The 21,494-nt window shown below is 66.7% G+C and carries 23 protein-coding genes; 14 read left to right on the top strand and 9 right to left on the bottom strand.

The genetic code is table 11. From position 1 onward, the window contains the following. Positions 1 to 68 precede the first annotated feature (68 nt). On the bottom strand, positions 69 to 299 hold the full coding sequence (locus tag H7A87_RS04390; protein ID WP_039409981.1) for a DUF2007 domain-containing protein: 231 nt from the start codon (positions 297 to 299) through the stop codon (positions 69 to 71). Between the two features lies 1 nt (position 300). After that, positions 301 to 942 carry a glutathione S-transferase family protein gene (locus H7A87_RS04385; protein WP_104585084.1) on the bottom strand — a complete coding sequence of 214 codons (642 nt, stop codon included), beginning with the start codon at positions 940 to 942 and terminating at the stop codon, positions 301 to 303. Positions 943 to 1,256: 314 nt separating this feature from the next. On the opposite strand from H7A87_RS04385, the gene H7A87_RS04380 reads away from it, so the two are divergent. From H7A87_RS04380 to rlmM, 6 genes are all read left to right on the top strand, one after another. After that, a complete protein-coding gene (locus H7A87_RS04380; RefSeq protein WP_119129667.1) occupies positions 1,257 to 2,996 on the top strand; it encodes a glutamine--tRNA ligase/YqeY domain fusion protein in 1,740 nt (579 codons plus the stop codon). 218 nt (positions 2,997 to 3,214) lie between these two features. Continuing rightward, positions 3,215 to 4,144 (top strand): DMT family transporter, encoded by a 930-nt coding sequence (locus H7A87_RS04375; RefSeq protein WP_104649468.1) that lies wholly within the window; start codon positions 3,215 to 3,217, stop codon positions 4,142 to 4,144. A gap of 61 nt (positions 4,145 to 4,205) precedes the next feature. Then, complete coding sequence (locus H7A87_RS04370; protein WP_126946864.1) at positions 4,206 to 4,457, top strand: hypothetical protein; 252 nt, start codon at positions 4,206 to 4,208, stop codon at positions 4,455 to 4,457. 173 nt (positions 4,458 to 4,630) lie between these two features. Continuing rightward, positions 4,631 to 5,044 carry a hypothetical protein gene (locus H7A87_RS04365; protein WP_104585027.1) on the top strand — a complete coding sequence of 138 codons (414 nt, stop codon included), beginning with the start codon at positions 4,631 to 4,633 and terminating at the stop codon, positions 5,042 to 5,044. Further along, a complete protein-coding gene (locus H7A87_RS04360) occupies positions 5,044 to 5,604 on the top strand; it encodes a nucleoside deaminase (protein ID WP_104585025.1) in 561 nt (186 codons plus the stop codon). The genes H7A87_RS04365 and H7A87_RS04360 overlap by 1 nt, the downstream gene beginning before the upstream one ends. A 36-nt stretch (positions 5,605 to 5,640) precedes the next feature. Further along, positions 5,641 to 6,684, top strand: a complete 1,044-nt coding sequence (rlmM, locus tag H7A87_RS04355; protein ID WP_104585023.1) for a 23S rRNA (cytidine(2498)-2'-O)-methyltransferase RlmM — start codon at positions 5,641 to 5,643, stop codon at positions 6,682 to 6,684. Positions 6,685 to 7,036: 352 nt separating this feature from the next. Here rlmM and H7A87_RS04350 read toward each other — a convergent pair whose 3' ends face one another. Then, on the bottom strand, positions 7,037 to 8,146 hold the full coding sequence (locus tag H7A87_RS04350; RefSeq protein ID WP_115676190.1) for a Gfo/Idh/MocA family oxidoreductase: 1,110 nt from the start codon (positions 8,144 to 8,146) through the stop codon (positions 7,037 to 7,039). A gap of 262 nt (positions 8,147 to 8,408) precedes the next feature. Between H7A87_RS04350 and H7A87_RS04345 the strand changes: the two genes are divergently transcribed. The 7 genes from H7A87_RS04345 to H7A87_RS04315 all read left to right on the top strand — a co-directional run bounded on the left by H7A87_RS04345 (position 8,409) and on the right by H7A87_RS04315 (position 15,426). After that, on the top strand, positions 8,409 to 9,311 hold the full coding sequence (locus H7A87_RS04345; protein WP_115676188.1) for an SMP-30/gluconolactonase/LRE family protein: 903 nt from the start codon (positions 8,409 to 8,411) through the stop codon (positions 9,309 to 9,311). Between the two features lie 81 nt (positions 9,312 to 9,392). Then, complete coding sequence (locus H7A87_RS04340; protein ID WP_104560559.1) at positions 9,393 to 10,115, top strand: hypothetical protein; 723 nt, start codon at positions 9,393 to 9,395, stop codon at positions 10,113 to 10,115. 209 nt (positions 10,116 to 10,324) lie between these two features. Further along, positions 10,325 to 10,720, top strand: coding sequence for a hypothetical protein (locus H7A87_RS04335; RefSeq protein ID WP_104649463.1), 396 nt, complete (start codon positions 10,325 to 10,327; stop codon positions 10,718 to 10,720). A 133-nt stretch (positions 10,721 to 10,853) separates the two neighbouring features. Continuing rightward, positions 10,854 to 11,327 carry a MarR family winged helix-turn-helix transcriptional regulator gene (locus tag H7A87_RS04330; RefSeq protein WP_104585082.1) on the top strand — a complete coding sequence of 158 codons (474 nt, stop codon included), beginning with the start codon at positions 10,854 to 10,856 and terminating at the stop codon, positions 11,325 to 11,327. Between the two features lie 34 nt (positions 11,328 to 11,361). Next, positions 11,362 to 12,189 carry a p-hydroxycinnamoyl CoA hydratase/lyase gene (locus tag H7A87_RS04325; RefSeq protein ID WP_016900748.1) on the top strand — a complete coding sequence of 276 codons (828 nt, stop codon included), beginning with the start codon at positions 11,362 to 11,364 and terminating at the stop codon, positions 12,187 to 12,189. Positions 12,190 to 12,272: 83 nt separating this feature from the next. After that, positions 12,273 to 13,742 (top strand): aldehyde dehydrogenase, encoded by a 1,470-nt coding sequence (locus H7A87_RS04320; RefSeq protein ID WP_119129666.1) that lies wholly within the window; start codon positions 12,273 to 12,275, stop codon positions 13,740 to 13,742. Positions 13,743 to 13,947: 205 nt separating this feature from the next. Further along, positions 13,948 to 15,426 carry an AMP-binding protein gene (locus H7A87_RS04315; RefSeq protein ID WP_119129665.1) on the top strand — a complete coding sequence of 493 codons (1,479 nt, stop codon included), beginning with the start codon at positions 13,948 to 13,950 and terminating at the stop codon, positions 15,424 to 15,426. Positions 15,427 to 15,612: 186 nt separating this feature from the next. On the opposite strand, the gene H7A87_RS04310 is transcribed toward H7A87_RS04315, so the two are convergent. The 3 genes from H7A87_RS04310 to H7A87_RS04300 form a co-directional block, all read right to left on the bottom strand. Further along, positions 15,613 to 16,614, bottom strand: coding sequence for a LysR substrate-binding domain-containing protein (locus H7A87_RS04310; RefSeq protein ID WP_104585011.1), 1,002 nt, complete (start codon positions 16,612 to 16,614; stop codon positions 15,613 to 15,615). 66 nt (positions 16,615 to 16,680) lie between these two features. Next, positions 16,681 to 17,040, bottom strand: a complete 360-nt coding sequence (locus tag H7A87_RS04305) for a protocatechuate 3,4-dioxygenase (RefSeq protein WP_119129664.1) — start codon at positions 17,038 to 17,040, stop codon at positions 16,681 to 16,683. Between the two features lie 10 nt (positions 17,041 to 17,050). Next, positions 17,051 to 17,956 carry a gallate dioxygenase gene (locus H7A87_RS04300; RefSeq protein WP_104585009.1) on the bottom strand — a complete coding sequence of 302 codons (906 nt, stop codon included), beginning with the start codon at positions 17,954 to 17,956 and terminating at the stop codon, positions 17,051 to 17,053. Positions 17,957 to 18,191: 235 nt separating this feature from the next. Between H7A87_RS04300 and H7A87_RS04295 the strand changes: the two genes are divergently transcribed. Continuing rightward, on the top strand, positions 18,192 to 18,866 hold the full coding sequence (locus tag H7A87_RS04295) for a GntR family transcriptional regulator (RefSeq protein WP_104585007.1): 675 nt from the start codon (positions 18,192 to 18,194) through the stop codon (positions 18,864 to 18,866). A 196-nt stretch (positions 18,867 to 19,062) separates the two neighbouring features. Here the strand turns inward: H7A87_RS04295 and H7A87_RS04290 are convergent, their stop codons facing one another. From H7A87_RS04290 to H7A87_RS04280, 3 genes are all read right to left on the bottom strand, one after another. Continuing rightward, positions 19,063 to 20,097: a transporter gene (locus H7A87_RS04290; protein WP_119129663.1), complete on the bottom strand. Its 1,035-nt coding sequence runs from the start codon at positions 20,095 to 20,097 to the stop codon at positions 19,063 to 19,065. Positions 20,098 to 20,225: 128 nt separating this feature from the next. After that, positions 20,226 to 20,657, bottom strand: a complete 432-nt coding sequence (locus tag H7A87_RS04285; RefSeq protein WP_115676180.1) for a nuclear transport factor 2 family protein — start codon at positions 20,655 to 20,657, stop codon at positions 20,226 to 20,228. Positions 20,658 to 20,739: 82 nt separating this feature from the next. Further along, complete coding sequence (locus tag H7A87_RS04280) at positions 20,740 to 21,462, bottom strand: alpha/beta hydrolase (protein WP_104649456.1); 723 nt, start codon at positions 21,460 to 21,462, stop codon at positions 20,740 to 20,742. Positions 21,463 to 21,494: the final 32 nt, after the last annotated feature.

Below are 21,494 nucleotides of genomic sequence, written 5' to 3'. Positions count from 1 at the left end.
CCGGGCGCGACGAGGCTTTCCCGGTAACGCCCGTCGCGCCCCGGTGCGCTCCTACGACTGGTGCTGCGCTAGAGCGCGCGGGTGACCTCGCCGCACAGGCCGATGTCTGCCAGCACCGCCTGCGCCTGGCTCAGGTGCAGGTCGGCCACGCAGACCTGCAGCACGCCGAAGGCGGGCAGCTCGCCGGCACCGCCCAATAGCGATTCGCCGAACACGAAGGCGGTGATGCCGGCATCTTCCAGCGCGTGCTTGGCCAGGTGCGCGTCGATGATGTGGCTGGCGCGGTACGCGATCTGCATGTCAACCGCGCTCCAGGCGTTCGCGCTCGGCGCCCTGCGTCCACTCGCGCAGTGCCGGCAGCGCATCCAGCGCGGCCAGGTAATCCCCGGCAGTCTCGAACAGCGGTACGCCGTAGCTGGCAAAACGCAACGCGACCGGGGCGAACATGGCATCGACGATGCCGAAGTCGCCACACAGGAACTGCCCGGCATGGCCGTGCGCGGCGCGCAGGCTGGCCCATAGCGCCTGGATGCGGGTGATGTCGCGCTCGGCGGCCGCGTCCCAGTGGGCGGGGCCGGGCTGACGAGCAAGGTTCATTGGCAGCTGGGTGCGCAACGCGACGAAGCCCGAATGCATCTCAGCCGCAGCCGCGCGCGCCTGCGCCCGCACGGCCAGGTCCACGGGCCAGCCGCGACCGTCTAGCCAGCGCTCGTTGACGTACTCGCAGATCGCCAGCGAGTCCCAGACATGCAGGGCGTCGTCCCACAGCACCGGCACCTTGCGCGTCGGCGAATAACCGGCAATGCGCGCCTGGAACTCGGGCGTGTCCAGCGGCAGGCGGACTTCTTCGAACGGTACCTGGAAGTGCCGCAGCAGCAGCCACGGGCGCAGCGACCAGGAAGACAGGGTCTTGTCGCCGATCACCAGGCGGGGCAAAGGCATGCGCTGCTCGCTGCAGAAGGTCGGCGCAGCGTACGCGTCGGGGCCGGCGACCGCCAGCCGTGGCCGATCGGGCGCTCCCGGCGCGCCTTCACCCACCGGCGCGACCGTCTCGCCGACAGCCACATGTTGCAGCCAATAGCGGACTTGAGCAGGCCCATGGCCCCACCGGGTGGCGTTGGTGGCACCGGCCAACGGGCCTGCTGGCGCTTCACGCCACAGCGGAAAGCACCGGCCCACCACGCAACATCCCCGCCGCCTACCCCTAAACCGGTGCCACCGCCTAAACTTGCGGTTTACCTATTGCTGATGCGCGCATGTCCGAGACCCTAGCCACCGACGCCACCGCCCCGGCGGAGAAGAAAGACTTCATCCGCCAGATCGTCCGCGAGGATCTGGCCAGCGGCAAGCACACGGTCATCCGCACCCGCTTCCCGCCCGAGCCCAACGGCTATCTGCATATCGGCCACGCCAAGGCGATCTGCCTGGATTTCGGCCTGGCGGCCGAATTCGGCGGGCTGTGCAACCTGCGCCTGGACGACACCAACCCGGCCAAGGAAGACCCCGAGTTCGTGGTCGCCATCCAGGACGACGTGCGCTGGCTGGGGTTCGAATGGGCGCAGCTGCGCCATGCCTCGGACTACTTCGAGGTGTACTACCTGGCTGCGGAAAAACTGATCCGCGACGGCCATGCCTTCGTCTGCGACCTGTCCGCCGAACAGGTACGCGAGTACCGCGGCACGCTGACCGAGCCCGGCCGCAATTCGCCGTTTCGCGAGCGCAGCGTCGAGGAAAGCCTGGACCTGTTCCGGCGCATGCGGGCCGGCGAATTCCCCGATGGCGCGCGCACCCTGCGCGCCAGGATCGACATGGCCAGCGGCAACATCAACCTGCGCGACCCGGCGCTATACCGCATCAAGCATGTCGAGCACCAGAACACCGGCAACGCCTGGCCGATCTACCCGATGTACGACTTCGCGCATTCGCTGGGCGATGCAGTGGAAGGCATCACCCATTCGCTGTGCACGCTGGAATTCGAAGACCACCGCCCGCTGTACGACTGGTGCGTGGACAAGGTGGACCTGGCCGCACATCCGGAGCTGCTGCAGCCGCTGCTGGACAAGGGCCTGCCGCGCGAGGCCGCCAAGCCGCGCCAGATCGAGTTCTCGCGCTTGAACATCAACTACACCGTGATGAGCAAGCGCAAGCTCACCGCGCTGGTGGAAGAACAGCTGGTGGATGGCTGGGACGACCCGCGCATGTACACGTTGCAGGGCCTGCGCCGGCGCGGCTATACGCCGGCGGCGATGCGCCTGTTCGTGGACCGGGTCGGCATCAGCAAGCAGAACTCGCTGATCGATTTCTCGGTGCTGGAAGGCTGCCTGCGCGAGGATCTGGATGCGGCCGCGGCGCGCCGCATGGCGGTGGTCGACCCGCTAAAGCTGGTGCTGACCAACCTGCCCGAGGGCCACGCCGAGACGCTGCAGTTTTCCAATCATCCCAAGGACGACAGCTTCGGCACGCGCGAAGTGCCGTTCGCGCGCGAGCTGTGGATCGAGCGCGAGGATTTTGCCGAGGTTCCGCCCAAGGGCTGGAAGCGCCTGGTGCCCGGTGGCGAGATCCGCCTGCGCGGCGCCGGCATTGCGCGCGTGGACGAAGTGCTCAAGAACGCTGCGGGCGAGATCGTCGAGCTGCGCGGCTGGCTGGACCCGGAATCGCGTCCGGGCATGGTCGGTTCCAACCGCAAGGTCAAGGGCACCATCCATTGGGTCAGCGCCGCACATGCGGTGGAAGCGGAAATCCGCCTGTACGACCGCCTGTTCTCGGTGGAAAAGCCCGATGACGAGTCCGAAGGCAAGACCTACCGCGACTATCTCAACCCGGAGTCCAAGCGCAGCGTGCGCGGCTATGTGGAGCCGAGTGCGGCGCAGGCGGTGCCCGAGCAGTCGTTCCAGTTCGAGCGCACCGGCTACTTCGTGGCCGATCGCCGCGACCACAGCGCTGCCACGCCGGTGTTCAACCGCAGCGTGACCCTGCGCGACACCTGGGCCAAGTGAGTCGGAACCGCGCCGGGGGACAGCCATCCGGCGCGGATATGGCGTCAGGCAGCCAAGCCGGCCTGGCTGGCGCGATCGGCCGCTGATGGCTGTCACCGCAGATCAGGCAAGCAGCGCGAAGCCACCGCAGCGCGGTGTCTTTTGAAGTAATGAACAAGCGCAATGGAGACTGCGTGCCGCACTTCATTGCAGGGCGCATGGCATGAAGGAGCAGCACGATGCGTGAGCGCTTGATGGTCGGTGTTGCCTGCGGCATCGGTGCAGGCGCGTTATGGGGACTGGTGTTTCTGGCGCCGCAGTTGCTGGCGGCATTTACGCCGTTGCAACTGGCCGTTGCCCGTTATCTGTCCTATGGCGCGGTCGCCGCCCTGGTACTGGCACCGCGCGCGCGGCAGACCGCTGCACGGCTGGGGCGGGCCGAATGGTGGGCGCTGGTGCGTCTGAGCCTGCTGGGCAACCTGATCTATTACGTGCTGCTCGGCAGCGCGGTGCAGTGGGCCGGCAGCGCGGCGACCGCGCTGATCATCGGCCTGTTGCCGGTGGTGGTCACCGTGATCGGCACGCGTGCCGCAGGCGCGGTGCAGCTGCGACGCCTGGCTGCGCCATGCGTGTTGTGCGTCATCGGCGTGGCGCTGGTCGCCCTGGACACCTTGCAGCACGATGCCGGTCACCACGCCAGCGATCGCGCCACCCGCATCGCCGGCCTGCTTTGTGCGTTCGGTGCGCTGGCGTCGTGGTCGGCCTATTCCATCGGCAATGCGCGCTGGCTACGACGGCGGCCGGACCTGTCCGGGGGCGATTGGTCGCTGCTGACTGGCGTGGTCACCGGCGCATTGGCACTCCTGCTGGCGCCGGCCGCCCTGCTCGGCAGCGCACCACATGCGCCGATCGACTGGGCGGGTTTCTGGGGCATTTCGCTGTTGCTGGGCATCCTGGCCTCGGTGATCGGCAACGCCTTGTGGAACCGGGCCAGCCGCGTGCTGCCGCTGACCCTGGTGGGCCAGATGATCGTGTTCGAAACGGTCTTTGCGCTGCTGTACGGCTTTGCCTGGGAAATGCGCCTGCCCACGCCGCTGGAGCTGGCCGCCATCGCCTGCCTGCTGGTCGGCGTGCTGTGGTGCGCAGCACTGCATGCGGAAGCGAAATGACGCCGGCGGCTGATGCGCGCAGCGGCCTAGATTGCAGGCTGTGTCCGTCAGGAACGTCGCCATGTGCCTCCCCCAACCATGTTCCCGCCCGCCTGCAAACACGCTGCGCAGCGCGGTGTTTTCGCTGTCGATCGGCCTGGCGGCCTGCTCGCCGCAGCCACCCGCCTCGACCGCGGTGACCCCGGCCGAGGTGTTCTGCACGCTGCTTCCGGGCCGGTCTGAGGACGATCTGCCCAGCGATCGCCGCGACGAAAGCATGCAGCAACTGGACCTTGCCACCCGCTGCAACCGGGCACTGCGCAGACAGCGCTGACTGCACCGACGCTGCAGGCGTGTTCCGGCCACGCGCCAGCCACAGCCGGCGCCATCGGGCGCAACGCGCGCAGGCCCCGGCGCCCCGGAGGTGTGCCGGGGCCCAGGTCCAGCCGCACTCCACGCAGCAGGGGCTTACCATGGCCGCTCACCTGTCCTGATCGGAGCGGCCGCATGTCCCGTCTTTTGTCCCGGTGTCTGAGCTCGATGCTGTTGCTGGCCTGTCTGGTGTCGGTCGGCTGCGCCGCACCGCCGGCCGATACGGCCACGCCGCCTCCAGCGACCGGCTCGGCAACCAGTCCGGCAAGTGGCAAGCCGATCACCGTGACCACCACCTGTCGCACCGACGCCGACTGCACGGTGAAGAACGTCGGCAACTGCTGCGGCGCATTTCCGGCCTGCGTCAACGTCAACAGTGCCACCGACCCCAAGGGCGTGCAGGCGCAATGCCAGGCCAGCGGCATGATGAGCGTGTGCGGCTTCCGCGAGATCAGCGCCTGCCAGTGCGTGGCCGGGCAATGTGCCGCAAAGGACGCCCAGGCCGATACACTGCGCCCCGCTCCCCCCTCTACAGAAATGGTCCACTGATGCTTTACGCGCAAGTCCACCTCACGCTGCCCGACTGGATCCACGCGCATGTCGACGACAGCCGCGCCTATCCCAGCGACGAGGACAAGGTGGCGCTGGCAATCGACCTGTCGCGGATGAACGTGCATGAGCGAAGCGGCGGCCCGTTCGGGGCGGTCGTGTTCGGCCCGGACCACCGCATCATCGCCGCGGCGGTGAACCGCGTGGTGCCGCAGACCACCTCGCTGGCGCACGCCGAAAACATGGCCTACATGCTTGCCCAGCAACGCCTGCAGACGCCGCGCCTGAACGATGTGCTGTCGCCGGTGACGCTGGCCACCTCGGCGCAGCCGTGCTGCCAGTGCTACGGCGCCACGGTGTGGGCCGGCATCGACCGCCTGCTGATCGGCGCACGCGCCGAAGACGTGATGGCGCTGACCGAATTCGACGAAGGCCCCTTGCCGGCCGATTGGGTGGGCGAGCTCACCCGTCGCGGCATCGAGGTGGTGCGCGACGTGCATCGCGACCAGGCCTGCGCGGTGTTGCGCACCTATGGCGAGGGCGGCGGTGACCATTATTGACCTGCCCCGCAGCGATCGCGCACGCCAGGCCCTGCGATGAGCGGCCTGCTGTGTTACTGCCGCCAGGGCTTCGAGCCGGAGCTGGCCGCCGAGTTGAGCGCGCGCGCCGCCTTCGTCGGCATCGCCGGCTATGCGCGGACCCAGCGCAACGACGGCTATGTGCTGTTCGTCTGCGATGAGGCCGCGCAACTGGCCACCAGGCTGCACTGGCGCGAGCTGATCTTCGCGCGGCAGAAGCTGGTGGTGGTCGCCGAACTCAAGGGCATCGACCCCAAGGACCGCATCACGCCGATCCTGGCCGCACTGGAAGGCCAGCCGCGTTTCGGCGATCTGTGGGTGGAACACCCGGATTCGGACGCGGGCAAGCCGCTGGCCGGGCTGGCACGCAGTTTCGGCAATGCCTTGCGTCCGGCCTTGCGCAAGGCCGGCCTGCTGACCGACAAACCGCAGCCGCGCCTGGCGCGGCTGCATGTCTGCTTTCTCGATGGCGACCATGCCTTGCTGGCGGTGGCCGACAGTGCCGACAGCGCGCCGTGGCCGTTGGGCATTCCGCGCCTGAAGCTGTTGCCGGAGGCGCCATCGCGCTCGGCGCTCAAGCTCGACGAAGCCCTGCTCACCCTGCTCACACCGGAAGAACGCGAGACGCTGGTCAAGCCCGGCATGCGCGCCGCCGATCTGGGCGCGGCGCCCGGCGGCTGGACCTGGGTGCTCACCCGCCAGCACCTGCATGTCACCAGCGTCGACAACGGCCCGCTCCGCGAGCATGTGCTGGAAACCGGCCTGGTCGAACATCTGCGTGCCGACGGCTTTCACTGGAAGCCTGCGCAGGCGCTGGACTGGATGGTCTGCGACATGGTCGAGCAACCGCGCCGCGTGGCCGAACGCATGGCCACCTGGATCCGCGAAGGCTGGTGCCGCAACACCATCTTCAACCTCAAGCTGCCGATGAAAAAGCGCTGGGACGAAACTCGGCTATGCCTGGACCTGTTCGAACAGCAGGCCGAAAAATCGCTGATCGTGCGTGCCAAGCAGCTGTATCACGATCGTGAGGAGATCACGGTGCTGGCGATGCGGGGCTGAGGGCCGGGAATCGGGAATCGGGATTGGGGAATCGTAGGAGCCGGGAATCGGGAATCGGGAATCGTAAAGGCGGGTGATTGGCGGCGGAATTGCTGTGGTACTGGCCAGTGGCAGCGTGCCGATGTGCATCGGCACCACTCCTGGGGCCCATGCAGAGCACCTGAGTAGGCGTACGGCTCGCAGCAGGCGCTGGTCCCGCACGACGGCACGGCATGTGCTCCAGCGTCGGATTGAAAGGCCTCCTCGTACGCGAAGGCCTTTTTAGCTCTTGGTGGCGGCAAGCTGGCTTGAGCCAGTCTGCTCTCTCAGATCAGGCCCAGCCTGCTCCGTCGCTCGACGGAGCGGGCCGCGATTACAGCACGATCCGCTTGCTGCCCTCGCGGGCCGAGCGGTAGATCGCATCGACGATGCGGATGTCGCGCAGGCCTTCTTCGCCGGGTGCGCGCAGCGGAGTGCCGTTGATGATCGCCAGCGCGTCCTCGTCCATCTGCAGTGCCTGCTGGTGCGGCACCTTGGCGTCGAACACGCGCCCGTCGCTGGCCTTGCCGGTCACGCCCTGGTAGCTCTGGAACGGCGACAACTCATACCAGCCGCGCTCGCACTCGGCGCGCAGCACATTCATGTTCTTGCCGAAGCTGGTCTTGCACTCGGCACGCACCGCATTCGGAAATTCCAGCGTGAAGTCCATATGCTCGTCGACTTCATCGAACAGCTCCGGGCGATCGGTCCAGCGCTTGGCGGTCACGGCCAACGGTTCGCTGCCCGCCGTGTAGCGCGCGGCATTGAGCGGATACACGCCCATGTCGTACATCGCCCCGCCGCCGAACTGGGAACGCAAGCGCCACGGACGATCGGCCTTGGTCGCATCGTGATAGCCGTTGTACCCGGCCTCGGCACGCACGCGTTGCATCGCGCCGAACGGCTTCTCGCTGGCCATCGCGATCAGGCGGCGCGTATTGGGTTCGTGCTGCATGCGGTAACCGATCGCCAGCGCCACCTTGTTGCGCCTGCACGCCGCGATCATGGCCTCGCATTCGCCGGCATGCATCGCCATCGGCTTTTCGCACCAGACATGCTTGCCGGCCGCCGCCGCGCGCAGGGTCAGCGGCGCATGCAGGTGGGTGGGCGTGACGATGTACACCACGTCGATGTCGTCGTTGTCGGCGATCCGGTCGAAGTTTTCGTAGCTGTAGACGTTGCGATCGGCGATGCCGTACTTGGCCTGCCACTGCGGAATCTTCGAGGGCGTGCCGGTGACGATGCCCGCCAGCTTGCAATGCTTGGTCAACGCCAGGCCCGGCGCGAGTTGCTCGCTGGCATAACTGCCCAGGCCGGCCAGCGCCACATTCAGCGGTTTGCCCGGCTTTTTCTTCGGCAATGCCCAGCCGGGCGCAGCCAGCAGGATGCCTGCACCGCCGAACGCGGCAAGCAGACGGCGACGTGTGATCGATTCCACGGACATGCAAACCTCCTTCGCAAGATTGAGAGCGGCTGACACCATCGCGTGCGGTCATCAGTCGATGACGACGCACGCGCACCGGAGTGTCAGTGGATACATGCCGCACCACGTCCCAATCGCACTGCCCGCAGATGGGCGCAGTGGTGCTGTTGGTCGCTGGTCGGCCAATACTGCCCGGGCACATTACTTGATCGTGCGTGATCACCGCCATGGCCGCTGCGCGCGTTCTGGCACACTGGCAACGATCCCATCTGGAGCATGCCGCATGACCGCTGTCGCCCGCCGTCGTTTCCTGCCCCTGGCGTTGCTGTTGTCCAGCTCGCTGGCAATCGCTGACGATGCGCCCTTCGTTGCGCGCGACCTGATCGGCGATGGCGCCTTCACCCACAATGCCGAAGGCCCTGCGGCAGGGCCGGATGGCGCGCTGTATGCAGTGAATCTGGGCAAGGACGGCACCATCGCGCGCATTGCACTGCACGTCGATGGCAGCGCGAAGGCAGAGGTCTTCGTGACCTTGCCCGACGGCAGCACCGGCAATGGCATCCGCTTCCGCGACGGGACGATGTACGTGGCCGATTTCACCGGCCACAAGATCCTGCAGGTGAACCTGCGCACGCGTGCGGTCAGCACCTTCGCCTCGCTGCCCGACGCCGATGGTCCCAATGACCTGGCGCTTGCGCCCGATGGCAGCTTCTATGCAAGCGACCCGAACTGGAAGGACAACAGCGGCCGCCTGTGGCACATCAGCCGCGAGGGCGTGGTCCAGTTGATGGAGTCGGGCATGACCACGCCCAACGGGCTGGACGTCAGCCCCGACGGCAAGCATCTCTACGTCAACGAAAGCATGTCGCGCAAGGTCTGGGTGTACGACCGCGTCGATGGCGGCCTGCGCAACAAACGCCTGCTGATCAGCTTCCCGGACTTCGGCATGGATGGCATGCGTTGCGATGCCGACGGCAATCTCTACATCGCCCGCTACGATGCCGGGCAGATCGCGGTGGTCTCGCCGCAGGGCACGTTGCTGCGCACGGTCGCGTTGAAGGGCCGCAAGGCCAGCAACGTGGCGTTCGGCGGCAGCGATGGCAAACAAGTGTTCGTCACCCTGCAGGATCGTGGCGCAGTTGAAACGTTCAGGTCCGATCGCCCGGGGCGCGAAACCGGACACTGAAACTGCTGCGCGCGTCGCAACGGTTCTCAGGTCGCGCAACAGCGCGCTGGCATCCTGCAGGTCACCCGTGGAGGACTCCCCATGCAACCGATCGAACTCAAGGACGCGGCCGCCTTCGGCAACGAATTCCTGCGCCTGACCCTGCTGCAGGGATTCCAGTCGCTGACCAAGCGCGACCTGGAATTGCTGATCTTCGTGCTGCTCGAACGCGATGGCGCCATCTCGCGCAACAGCTCCAACGCGATGGTCGCGCTGCAGCTGCGGGTGACCTCGGCCAAGGTCAAGGCATTGCGTCGCGACGGCTATGCGCGTTGGCGCTCGCTGGTGCCCGAGGAAGGCGACGCGGCGATGCAGCGCATCGTCGCCAACGTGCTCACCGAAGACAACCTGCGCTCCGGTGCCAAGCACGTCAGCGAACGTAGCCGCAAGGAAGGGTTTCTGGCGGTGCGCATCGAACACCCCGATGACGCGCAGCAATTTGAGCAGGCCATCCTGGATGTCGGTGCCTTGCCGGTGTACGAGCGCAATCGCGAAGTGGTCGCGGTGCGCTTCGACACGCTGCTGAAAGTCGCCGAGCGCTGGGGCTATCTGCAGCCGGATCCGCAGGCCACCGTGCGCGAACTGCAAAAGCTCACGCCCACGGCAGAGGAAGTGGCGGATCTGCTGAAGAAGGACATCGCGCAACTGCGTTGGGAAGATGTCCGGCGCGCACTCAACAGCCTCGGCGCCAAGGCGGTGGCCAGCACTGCCGAGGGTGGCCTGAAGGGCTTGCTGAAGATCGTGTTTCCGTTCATCCCGGGCTGAGCGGCGGAGCCGGGTGCACTGTCCGAAGCTGCGGTGCGGCGGTGAGTTCCGGCTCCGGTCCCGGTTGGCCGATGGCGCATCTCGTGCCGCACCGACGGTCGCCTGGCACACGCAGACGCTGTCTGCCGTACGCCGGGCGCAGCGTGCACGCACCTCAACACGCCCGCCAGCCTCTATGCTTGCGGGCTGTTCCACATCAGGGGGATCTGATGACCACCGTTCGTATTGCCTCGTTTTCCGTACTGCTGCTGTTCGGCGGCCACGCGCTCGCGCAACAGACGCCGACGCCGGCCAGCAGCGTGCCGCTGATCGAGGTTCCCAATGTGATTCGCACCCAGCCGCTGTCCAGCGGCGAGGTCACCCATCAGGCCCAGCTGGAGCGTCCACGCGGCGAGGCCAGCGTGATCGTGCGCTCGATCCAGCCCAATAGCGTGGTCGGCAGCTACCGCATCGACTTCCAGGCGCTGGATACCGATGGCGACGGCCGCATCAGTCGCGCCGAGGCCCAGGCCAACCCGGCACTGGCAGAGGAATTCGACGCGCTCGACACGCGTCACAGCGGCCACCTGAGCCGCGAGCAGCTGGCCGGCTGGCTGATTCAGTAAGGTATTGGTCAGCAGTGTGTGCGGCTGCGCTACGCAGGCGCGCACGCTGCTTCGTTTGTGACCGCGGCAACCTCTTGCAGTGCCCGCTTCGGTCGGCTAGATTGTATTTAACGGATACAATTTGGACGGATCGATGACTGCTCGCCTGGCCCTTGCCGCAGACCTTGGCTATCAATTGCAACTGGCGACCCTGGCCTCCAGCCACGCCGCGCGCCAGGAACTGGCCGAACTGCATCTGACCCCGGCGCGCGTCACCGCCTTGATCCATATCCGCGACCAGCCCGGCTGCGACCAGACCGAACTGGGCAACCGCCTGCTGGTCAATCGCGCCGCCGGCATGAAGATCGCCAACGCGCTGGCCGAGCAGGGCCTGATCGAACGCCTGGCCGGCCGCGACCGACGCAGCAAGGGCCTGTATCTCACCTCGCTTGGCGAGCGCACGCTCGCCACTGCCCAGGGCTGCCTGGCACGGGCGGTTGCGCGTACCTGCACCGGCCTGCAAGCCAGCGAGCAGCAGACCCTGCTGCGCCTGCTCTGCAAGTTGAACGCCAGCGCCACGCTGGAACGGGCAAACGTGGCGGACACCGCGCTCGCCGAAGACCTGTGATTCCCACCTTGTACCGACTCGAAGGAGACGCCGCTTGAACGAGCATGACGTGGTATCGGTCCGCATCGAAAACCGCATTGCCTGGGTGAAGTTCGCACGCCCCGACAAACGCAACGCGATGAGCCCGGCGCTCAACCGCCGCATGATGGACGTGCTGGACGAGCTGGAATTCGACGACAACGTCGGCGTGCTGGTGCTCGGCGGCGAAGGCACGGCCTGGTCGGCCGGCATGGATCTGAAGGAATACTTCCGCGAGACCGAGGCACAGGGCCTGCGTGGCGTGCGTCGCTCGCAGCGCGAGTCCTACGGATGGTTCCGCCGCCTGCGCTGGTATCAGAAACCCACCATCGCAATGGTCAATGGCTGGTGTTTCGGCGGCGGCTTCGGGCCCTTGTTCGCCTGCGACCTGGCGATCGCCGCCGACGAGGCGCAGTTCGGCCTGTCGGAAATCAACTGGGGCATCCTGCCCGGCGGCGGCGTCACCAAGGTCGCGGTGGAGCTGCTGTCCATGCGCGATGCGATGTGGATGACGCTGACCGGCGAAATGGTCGACGGCAAGAAGGCCGCCGAATGGCGCCTGGTCAACGAAAGCGTGCCGCTGGAACGGCTGGAAGCACGGACCCGCGAAGTGGCCCAGTTGCTGCTCAAGAAGAACCCTGTCGCCCTGAAGTATGCAAAGGATGCCGTGCGTCGCGTCGGCACCATGACCTACGACGAAGCCGAAGATTATCTGGTGCGCATGCAGGAAGCGGCCAATTCGTTCGACAACAACGCCCGCAAGGAAGGCATCCGTCAGTTCATCGACGAGAAGAGCTACAAGCCCGGCCTGGGCGAATACGACCTGACCAAAAACAGCGCCTGAGCAGTTCCCAGGGCGCCTGAAGCGATGCGTGCACCCCACGCATCGCTGGCGCTGCCAGTGGTTTTCTGCACCGAGGAGGGAGTATGGAAGCCTTGTCCGCAACCCTGCGCGGGATCGCTGCGCGTGGGCCATTGAGCCTGTTCATCGACGGCCAGTGGCGCGCAAGCAGCGGCGATCGCGACGTCGATGTGATTGCACCGCACACCGAGCAACGCCTGCTGCGCTACACCGAGCCCGCGCCTGCCGACACCGAGGCGGCCATCGCCGCCGCGCGCGCCGCGTTCGACACCGGCCCCTGGCCGCAGCTATCGCCGCAAGAGCGTGGCGTCGTGCTCAAGCGCGTGGCCGCGCAGTTGCGTGCGCGCCTACCGGAACTGGCCGAGGCCTGGACCGGACAGGTCGGCGCCACCATCGGCTTCAGTCGCCGCGCCTCGCAGCAGGCGCCCGGCCTGTTCGACTATTACGGCGACCTGATCGCGACCCATCCGTTCGTGGAGCCCCGTGCACGCGCCAACGGCGGCCGCGTGCACATCGTGCAGGAGCCGGTGGGCGTGGTCGCCACGATCACCCCCTGGAACGCCCCGCTGGTGCTGCTCTGCTACAAGGTCGCTGCCGCCCTGGCGGCCGGTTGCACGGTGGTGGCCAAGCCCTCGCCGGAAACGCCGATCGATGCCTACATCCTGGCCGAGTGCATCAGCGCGGCCGGCGTGCCCGATGGCGTGTTCAATCTGCTGCCGGGCGGTCGCGAGGTCGGCGAACACCTGATCCGCCATCCGCAGGTGGACAAGGTGAGTTTTACCGGGTCCACCCAGGCCGGGCGGCTGATCGGGATGGCCTGCGCCGAGCGTCTGGCGCGGGTCGGGCTGGAGCTGGGCGGCAAGTCCGCCGCGATCGTGCTGGACGATGCAGACATCGCCAAGGTGCTGCCCAGCCTGGTGCCCTACTCGATGCCGATCACCGGCCAGGTGTGCTTCGCGCTCACCCGCGTGCTGGTGCCGGCGCAGCGACGCGACGACATCCTGCAGGCGTATTGCGCGGCCATCGGCGCGCTCAAGCTCGGCGATCCGTTCGCTGCCGAGACCGGTATGGGTCCGTTAGCGCTTGGCCGCCAGCTCGAACGCGTGCAGTCCTACATCGCACACGGCCGCGCCGAGGGTGCGCGCCTGGTCATGGGTGGCGGCCGCCCGACGCATCTGCCGCGCGGCTTCTTCCTCGAACCGACGGTGTTTGCCGAGGTGACCCCGGACATGACCATCGCCCGCGAGGAGATCTTCGGCCCGGTGGTGAGCTTTATCGATTATCACGACGAGGCCGACCTGATCGCCAAGGTCAATGCCAGCGACTTCGGCCTGCACGGCACGGTCTACAGCGAGGATCCCGATCGCGCCTATCGCATCGCCCGCCGCGTGCGCAGCGGCAGTCATGCGATCAATGGCATGTGGGTGGACTTCGACATGCCGTTCGGCGGGGTCAAGCACTCCGGGATCGGCCGCGAAGGCGGCATCGAAGGACTGCATGCCTTCCTCGAGACCAAGACCATCTATCTCAGTTAGGCCCTTCAGCCCAGCGACCGCACAGATACCAGAGCAAGTGCGGTCGCAACGCGGTGGCAGGCACCGCCTCGTCCATCGCCTCCTGCGGCGCACCCGCACTCTCTGGTGAACGTTCGCCAGGTGGATCGGGCGCACGTATCAACCTTCAGCCGTAGCCGTCGCACTCACGCCAGTCACTCCCCATCTGCATTCGGAAGACAGCGCCATGACCATGCCGACCGACTCGATCTCCTTCCACGCCCGCCTCACCCCGCACCGGCTTGCCGCCCGCGACCTGCTGCTGGACCAGCAATGGACGTACGCAGAACTGGACGTCTTGATCGGCCGTCTGGCCGCGTTGCTGCAGAGGCGCGGCTGCATCGATGGCGAACGGCTCGCCGTGCTGGCACGCAACTCGGTCTGGCAGGTGGCGCTGCATTTCGCCTGCGCACGCGTCGGCGCGATTTACGTGCCGCTCAACTGGCGGCTGAGTGCAACCGAACTGGATGCATTGCTGCAACGCGCAGAGCCGCGCCTGCTGCTGGGTGACGACGTTGCTGCAGGGCGCGCCGATGTCGAGGCGCTGGCCGATTTCGTCGATACGGCGAAGACGCTGGAACCGGCAGACACGGCGGCGATTCCCCCCGACCGCGTCAGCCTGATCCTGTTCACCTCAGGCACCTCCGGCCAGCCCAAAGGCGTGATGCTGAGCGAGCAGAACCTGCAGCAGGTGGCACACAACTTCGGCGTCACCACGCGCGTGGAGGCCGGCAGCAGTTTCCTGTGCGAAGCGCCGATGTTCCACATCATCGGCCTGGCCACCAACGTGCGCCCGGTGCTGGCGGTGGGCGGCTCGATCCAGGTCTCCAACGGCTTCGAACCCAGGCGCACGCTGGGCTGGCTGAGCGACCAGTCGCTGGGCATCACCCATTACGTCGGCGTGCCGCAGATGATGCAGGCCTTCCGCAGCCAGCCCGGTTTCGATGCAGCCGCGCTGCGGCATCTCACTGCGCTGGTCAGCGGCGGCGCGCCGCATGCCAGCGATGACCTGCTCGGCTGGCTGGACGATGGCATCCCGATGGTCAGCGGCTTCGGCATGAGCGAGGCCGGCACCGTGTTCGGCATGTCGGTGGACTGCGCGGTGATCCGCGACAAGCTGGGCGCGGTCGGCATTTCGGCGCCGTCGGTGCAGACGCGCGTGGTCGATGGCGATGGCAACGACTGCCCGGTCGGCGTGCCCGGCGAGCTGTTGTTGCGCGGCCCCAACCTCAGCCCCGGCTACTGGCGCGATCCGCAGGCAAGCGCCGACGCGCGCGACGCCCACGGCTGGTTCCACACCGGCGACATCGTGCGACGCGATGCCGATGGATTTTTCTGGATCGTCGATCGCAAGAAGGACATGTTCATCTCCGGCGGCGAGAACGTGTATCCGGCCGAGATCGAGGCGGTGCTTGCCGACCATCCGCAGGTCCGCGAATGCGCGGTGGTGGGGATCGCCGACCCGCAATGGGGGGAAGTGGGCTACCTGGCGATCGTGCCGGCCGACGACGCGCCGGATCTGGAGCAGATCCGCGCCTATCTGGTCGAACGACTGGCCAAGTACAAGGTGCCCAAGCATCTGCGCGTGGTCGAGGCGCTGCCGCGCACCGCGACCGGCAAGCTGCAGAAAGCGCGCCTGAAAGATGCCCTGGCCAGCGAGGCGTGATGCATGCCGGGCGATCGCGCCGCGCGCAGCTGGCAACGCCCCGCGTTTTTGCACTGCCCAGGTGCGGCAGCGACCAACGCCCCGACAGCACGACGGGCAGCCTGCGCTGCCCGTCGTATGCATCCGGCGCTCCGGCGGCGTGCGACGCAGCCGCAGCTTGCTGCCGCGGTTGCAGCGCTCAATCGATCACGCGGACTCGTCCAGCAACAGGTTGTCCTCGCTGATCTGGTCGTCCACCCACACCGCACCCTGCCCGGCCATGACCGCCAGCTGGCGCTCCAGCTCACGCATCAGCAAGCGCACGCCGGGCTTGTGGATGGCACTGCCATCGCGATAGATCACCCCGCCTGCGCGCGCCTGCGACGGCTGTTGCAGCTGGAAGGCCCGCAGCTCGCCACGTGCGATATCCCCGGCCACCATCATGCTTGGCATCACGGCAACGCTGTCGGTGCCGAGCAGGATCTCGCGGGTAAAGCTGGCCGAACTGGAACGCAGCTGATCGCGCGTGGCCAGCCCGTGCTCGCGCATCACCTGCGCCACGTCGCGCTCCACATGCTGGCTCAGCGTCGGCAGCACCTGGCGATACGCGGCGGCTTCGCCGATGCGCACCTGGCCGTTGGCAAACAGCGGATGATCGCTGCGCGCCACCAGCGCGATCGGATCCTGGTACAGCACCTTGCGGATCAATGCGTCGTAGCGGGCCAGCGGATACAGCCGGCCCACCACCAGGTCGATCTCGTTGCCGGCCAGCTTGGGCAGCAGCTCGTCGGTACGCCCATGCAGCAGGCGCACCCGCAGCGTGGGTTCGGCGCGATACAACGCAGCCAGCACGGCCGGCAACAGGCCGCTCGCCGCGACCGGCAACGCGCCCACGGTGATGGTGAGTGCGTCATCCTGCAGCAGACCCTCGAAGGTGTCCTGCGCGCGGCGCAACTGGCCAAGCACGACGTGCGCGGTCTGTACCAGCACCTCGCCCATCGCGTTGGGGCGCACGCCACGCGAGTGACGCTCGAACAGCGGCGCGCCGACGATCTCCTCGATCTCCTGCAGGGCACGCGTCAACGCGGGCTGGGTGACGTTCAATACGCGTGAGGCGCGCAGCAGGCTTTTCTGCCGGTCCAGCGCCTCGATGACACGTAGATGCCGGACCTTGATGCGGTGTTCGAAGAACACGGAGGACATGGTCATGGGGGTAGACCTTACGTTGGGAAGTCGGGTAATGCGGCGCGACGGCACCTAGCCGCCGCCTGCAGATCAGCGTGCATCGGGCACACGCCGTGTCTGCATGAAGTCTTCGAAGGACTCGCCACGCATGATGGCGTAGACCTGCAGATTCGTCATGCGCACCACGCGTGCGAATTTTTCGATGACGAAGAAGTTGGCGCCGTACTGCACCAGGCCGAGCCAGTCGCGTGCACGGATCAGCGCCTTTTCGTGCTCGGTGAGGCCGGCTTCCTGCATCAGGGTTTCGGAATCCTCAAGAAAGCGATCGCGCCACGGGGCGCGGATCATATGCCAGAAGAATCGGTTGATGCGCAACACGCGGTTGCTGGTGCGCAGATCGAACAGGTAGGTCCCGCCGATCTGGTCCATGCCCTGTACTTGCGGATTCATGGGTCGGCCCTCATGCCGCGTTTGCGGTATGCGCGGCGTGTGCGAGCAACTGCGCCGAAGACGGCGCGTCAGCAGCTTCGACACCCGGCTCGTACAACACCACCGTCATCGCGGTGGTGGTCATCAGGTAGTAGTTCTGGTGCAGCTTGCGGATCGGCCCGCCCAGCGCGCCACGCATCGCCAGCCACATGATCTGCTCCACGCTCTCGGCCCCACCCAGGCGCACGTAATCGGTATGGGTCAGATCGGTCAGCGTTTCCGGCGCATGCTGGAAGCGGTCCAGAAATTCCATGTCCCACTCGGTGTTGTTGAAGCCAGTGCGCTCGCCGTGGATCTGATGCGACAGCCCGCCGGTGCCCACCACCACCACCTTGAGATCCTCCGGATAGGACTCGATCGCCCGCCGCACTGCCTGGCCCAGGCGATAGCAGCGGCGCGCGGTCGGCAGCGGGTACTGCAGCACGTTGATCGCGATCGGCACCACCGTGCCCGGCCAGTCCGGCACGTGCGGCCACAGCAAGGGCAGCGGCGCCGCGCAGCCATGGTCGATCGGCTTGTCTTGAAAGACGGTCAGATCGAATTCGTCGTTGACCAGGCATTCGGCGATATGCGCCTGCAGCTGCACATCGCCGCGGATCGGCGGCAGATTGCGCAGCCCTGCGCCTTCATCGGCCACTGGGAAGCGCTCGCCGATGCCCAAGGCGAAGGTCGGGTACAGGTCGAAGAAGAACGTCGTGCAATGGTCGTTGTAGAAGAACACCAGCACGTCTGCCTGCTGCTCGGCCAACCAGGCAGCCACCGGTGTGTAGCCGTCGAACAACGGCTTCCACAAGGGATCCTGCTGTTTGCCCTTGTCGTAGGCCACCCCGATGGTGGGAACGTGCGAGGTTCCGATGCCGCCGATGATGCTTGCCATGCTGCACTCCTGCGATACGTGCCGGCCACTGGCAGTGACCGATTGCGCATCATTGATTGAGCCGAAATCGTCCTGCCACGGGATCCCAATAGCGCCGACTGGCCACTCGGGACCGCCAAAACGGTATCCTTGGGATCCAAAGTGCCACCAAGCGATCTGATCTGCAAGGTTTTTTATACCGGGATTGCGAGTTTTCCCCTTCGAAGGAACGTGCGCCGCAGTACGGCGCGAGAGAATGGAGCCAATGGCGAACAACCACCGATTGCAAGCGGTCCAGCAGCTACGCGAACTGATCCTGTGCGGCACCTTCGCCCCGGGTGAGCGCATCACCGAGGCTGCCCTGGCCGAGCGACTGGCCATCTCGCGCACTCCCATCCGTCAGGCCCTGCCCGCGCTGTGCCAGGAAGGCCTGCTGGTACAGGCAGGCAACCGCGGCTATGCAGTGCGACGTTTCAGCCAGCAGGAAAGCCTGGACGCATTGGCGGTGCGCGCCTTGATGGAAGGCATGGCCGCACGCGCCGTCGCCGAACGGGGCGCTTCCGCCACGCTGCTGGCCACCTTGCATGCCTGTCTCGCCGAAGGCGACCGGATCCTGGCCACGCGCAGCCTGAATGCCGACGACGAGCAGGCCTATGGCGCGATGAATGCCCGCTTCCACCGCGCCATCGTGGTGGCCGCCGACAAACCGATCCTGACCGAGACCGTGGACCGCTGCACCGTGGTGCCCTTCGTCAGCCCGGTCAATGTGGTGTTCGGTCAACGCTCGCCCACGCTGGCCTACGACGATCTGTACTACGGACATCGGCAGCACGGCACCATCGTCTCGGCCATCGAACAACGCGATGGCGCGCGTGCGGAGCTGTTGTTCCGCGAGCACGCCAATACCCAGCGCCACAGCATGGGCATCTGACGCGCGCAGGGGTTTGGTGCGGACAGCGTGCACTGGCCTGGCGCAGCAGCCTGCACAGCTCAGAACTCGAACGTAGGACTACCCGAGCTTGCGCTGCATGCAGCGTTGCCTGCAGCAGCGTGCTGCATCCGTCTGCGCCGCAGCACGCACGCGGACGCCCCGGCGTGCATGCTGCGCATATGTGCGTGCTTCCACGTTAAAGGGAATGCACGAACATCAGATTGACACTGGTGCCGGCCACCGAGTTCTTCACCTCCACCGGCAGGTAGACATTGAAATTCAGCAGGTTGTCGGCATCCAGCCGCCAGGACAGCCCCGGCCCGAGATAGAACTGCATGCGCTTGCTGTCGGGTACACGCTGCCCGTTGGTGCGGTTGTCCTGCAGCTGCTGCAGGTAATACCCGTTGATGCCCAGGCGCAGCTGCTCACTGACCTTCACCGAGCTGGCCAGATTGGCCCACACCAGATCGCCGGCCTGACCATTGCGAAAACCGAACCCCGGGATCGGCGGTACGCCGCCGGCGCGATCGGTGCGGAAGTTGTAGAGATAGTTGACCCGCATGCTGATCTCCCAGGTGTCGCTGGGTTGCACGGTGAATGCCCAATGCGGCGCCACCGACCAGAATCCGGTGCTCTGGTTGATGGCGGCATCGCGATCGAACTTGCCCACCGGGGCGAACGCATCGATCGCAAAGCGCTGGAAGAACAGGACACGTCCGTTGCGCATCACCGGGTCGATCTGCAGCGCCGGCCCGAAGGAGATATCGCCGATCCCGAACCCGTTGCCGCGTAGCTGCACCGGGCTGTCTGCAGCGAAGGACGTGTCGTAGTTGACCAGCGGCACGATCGTATTGAAGCTCAGCGACGCGCGCTTCCAGCGATAGGGCGTGACGTAGATCAGCTGGGTCAGCAGGACGCTGACACCGACCTTGGGATCGCGGAAGGCGGCCGCATCGTCGCCGCGCGCGTCCTTGATCGCGTCGAAGTCGTAATGGCGCAGATATTCGATCACCGTCCAGCCTGGCGTCGAGGAGCCGAAGCCATCGAGAAAACTCGTCCCGCCCAGATTGATGCCCTGCGGCGGTGCAGCGGTTTCCGGCACCGCTTGCGCGGACGCCGCAACGGGCAGGCCGGCACCCAGCAGGGTGACCAGGGTCAGGACACGCTGCCGATGCGACGACAACCGTGGCAGTGCAACGGCACAACGGGCAGATGAGCTCACGCGTTCCACTAGGCGATTCTCCAATGCGATGGATGGATGACTGCGGGCGCGACGTGGGGGAGGAAAGCGGTGCTGCGGCAGGCGACGACGAGGGTGCCGTCCGCCTGTGCGTCCAGGCACGGATGCGAGGCAGTTGATCAATCGGCGCCGATACGCATCAGCAAGGCGCCAAGCCGCTGCTTGAACAGCCAGCGCTCCTGCTCCCGCACCAGCACGTCGTCGAAACTGCCGAGCAACGCAGGCGACTGGGCCGTCCAGGGCGGTGCGGTGGAGGTGTCCGCGGCGGTATAGAGCAGGACCTTGCTGTGCGCGTGCGCCACGGTCGGCGATTGGATGCTGACCAGGGTGTTGAGCATCAGATGGCAAGTGGTGCGCGGCGGGCGGGCGCGGAAGGAGTGCAGGATCGCCTCGCGGCCGTGCACCGGCAGCTCCGGTGCGCTGGGCCGGGCGAACACGCCGTCGGCAGTGAACAATGCGGCAAGGCCTTCGTGGTCATGCCGATCGTTGAGCAATGCGAATTGGCGAATCACCTGCTCGCAGGCAATGATGATCGATGCATCGTCGTGCATGCAGCCTCCTCAAGTCGCTGCTGATAAACCGGCAATCCTGGTCAACGACAGCGCGCGCGTCGCCGGCCGGACCGGATCGCCATCACGCCTCCTGCAACCAGTCGCGCATTGCTGCGCTGACGGCGGCGGGGGCTTCCAGCGGCGCCATATGCCCGCTGTTTTCGAAGACCACCAGCCGCGCGTGCGGGATCTGCTGCGCCATCTGCTGGTGCTGGGCCAGGGGACTCCAGGCGTCCTGCCGGCCCACGCCCAGCAGGGTCGGGCAGCGAATCTGCGCCAGCACCGGCGCGGCGTCGGGGCGCTCCAGCAACGCATGGATCTGCCCGGCGTAGGCCTGCACGCTGTGCCGCTGCACCATCGCGATCAGGGGATTCATCAACCCGGCATCGTCGTGCCGGTCCGGATGCAGCATCGGTGGCAGCCATTGCCGTGCGAGCGCCTGCATGCCCTGCGTGTGGGCAAGCTGCACCAGTGCCGCGCGCTGTTCACGCTCGCCATCGCGGCGTGGCGCAATGCCGGTGTCCAGCAAGGCCAGGCGCTGCACGCGTTGCGGCGCCTGGCGCATGATTTCCAGCGCCACCCGCCCGCCCATCGAATGGCCGGCCACGGCGAACTGCGGCGGAGCGACGGCCAGCACGTGTGCGGCCATCCGCGCGATGCTGTCGAAGCCGGCGAAGTCCAGCACCTGCACCGCGGCGAGATCGCTCAGCGCCTCGCGTTGCGGCTGCCAGATGGTGGCATCGCAGAGCAAACCGCAGAGCAGCAGCACGTTGGGCCTGGACGAACGGGTGGCGAAAGATGACATGGCTCGACTGTAGCCACGCCGGCTGCGCCCGT

This window comes from Xanthomonas sp. CPBF 426 (assembly GCF_903989465.1).
Taxonomy (GTDB): Bacteria; Pseudomonadota; Gammaproteobacteria; order Xanthomonadales; family Xanthomonadaceae; genus Xanthomonas; species Xanthomonas euroxanthea.
The sequence above is the reverse complement of the archived record's forward strand: the minus strand, read 5'-3'. Positions and strand labels throughout refer to the sequence as shown.

Coding starts and splice junctions, on each gene's coding strand:
- H7A87_RS04390 (WP_039409981.1), bottom strand. CDS start 299: ATGCAGATCGCGTACCGCGCCAGCCACATCATCGACGCGCACCTGGCC.
- H7A87_RS04385 (WP_104585084.1), bottom strand. CDS start 942: ATGCCTTTGCCCCGCCTGGTGATCGGCGACAAGACCCTGTCTTCCTGG.
- H7A87_RS04380 (WP_119129667.1), top strand. CDS start 1,257: ATGTCCGAGACCCTAGCCACCGACGCCACCGCCCCGGCGGAGAAGAAA.
- H7A87_RS04375 (WP_104649468.1), top strand. CDS start 3,215: ATGCGTGAGCGCTTGATGGTCGGTGTTGCCTGCGGCATCGGTGCAGGC.
- H7A87_RS04370 (WP_126946864.1), top strand. CDS start 4,206: ATGTGCCTCCCCCAACCATGTTCCCGCCCGCCTGCAAACACGCTGCGC.
- H7A87_RS04365 (WP_104585027.1), top strand. CDS start 4,631: ATGTCCCGTCTTTTGTCCCGGTGTCTGAGCTCGATGCTGTTGCTGGCC.
- H7A87_RS04360 (WP_104585025.1), top strand. CDS start 5,044: ATGCTTTACGCGCAAGTCCACCTCACGCTGCCCGACTGGATCCACGCG.
- rlmM (WP_104585023.1), top strand. CDS start 5,641: ATGAGCGGCCTGCTGTGTTACTGCCGCCAGGGCTTCGAGCCGGAGCTG.
- H7A87_RS04350 (WP_115676190.1), bottom strand. CDS start 8,146: ATGTCCGTGGAATCGATCACACGTCGCCGTCTGCTTGCCGCGTTCGGC.
- H7A87_RS04345 (WP_115676188.1), top strand. CDS start 8,409: ATGACCGCTGTCGCCCGCCGTCGTTTCCTGCCCCTGGCGTTGCTGTTG.
- H7A87_RS04340 (WP_104560559.1), top strand. CDS start 9,393: ATGCAACCGATCGAACTCAAGGACGCGGCCGCCTTCGGCAACGAATTC.
- H7A87_RS04335 (WP_104649463.1), top strand. CDS start 10,325: ATGACCACCGTTCGTATTGCCTCGTTTTCCGTACTGCTGCTGTTCGGC.
- H7A87_RS04330 (WP_104585082.1), top strand. CDS start 10,854: ATGACTGCTCGCCTGGCCCTTGCCGCAGACCTTGGCTATCAATTGCAA.
- H7A87_RS04320 (WP_119129666.1), top strand. CDS start 12,273: ATGGAAGCCTTGTCCGCAACCCTGCGCGGGATCGCTGCGCGTGGGCCA.
- H7A87_RS04315 (WP_119129665.1), top strand. CDS start 13,948: ATGACCATGCCGACCGACTCGATCTCCTTCCACGCCCGCCTCACCCCG.
- H7A87_RS04310 (WP_104585011.1), bottom strand. CDS start 16,614: ATGACCATGTCCTCCGTGTTCTTCGAACACCGCATCAAGGTCCGGCAT.
- H7A87_RS04305 (WP_119129664.1), bottom strand. CDS start 17,040: ATGAATCCGCAAGTACAGGGCATGGACCAGATCGGCGGGACCTACCTG.
- H7A87_RS04300 (WP_104585009.1), bottom strand. CDS start 17,956: ATGGCAAGCATCATCGGCGGCATCGGAACCTCGCACGTTCCCACCATC.
- H7A87_RS04295 (WP_104585007.1), top strand. CDS start 18,192: ATGGAGCCAATGGCGAACAACCACCGATTGCAAGCGGTCCAGCAGCTA.
- H7A87_RS04285 (WP_115676180.1), bottom strand. CDS start 20,657: ATGCACGACGATGCATCGATCATCATTGCCTGCGAGCAGGTGATTCGC.
- H7A87_RS04280 (WP_104649456.1), bottom strand. CDS start 21,462: ATGTCATCTTTCGCCACCCGTTCGTCCAGGCCCAACGTGCTGCTGCTC.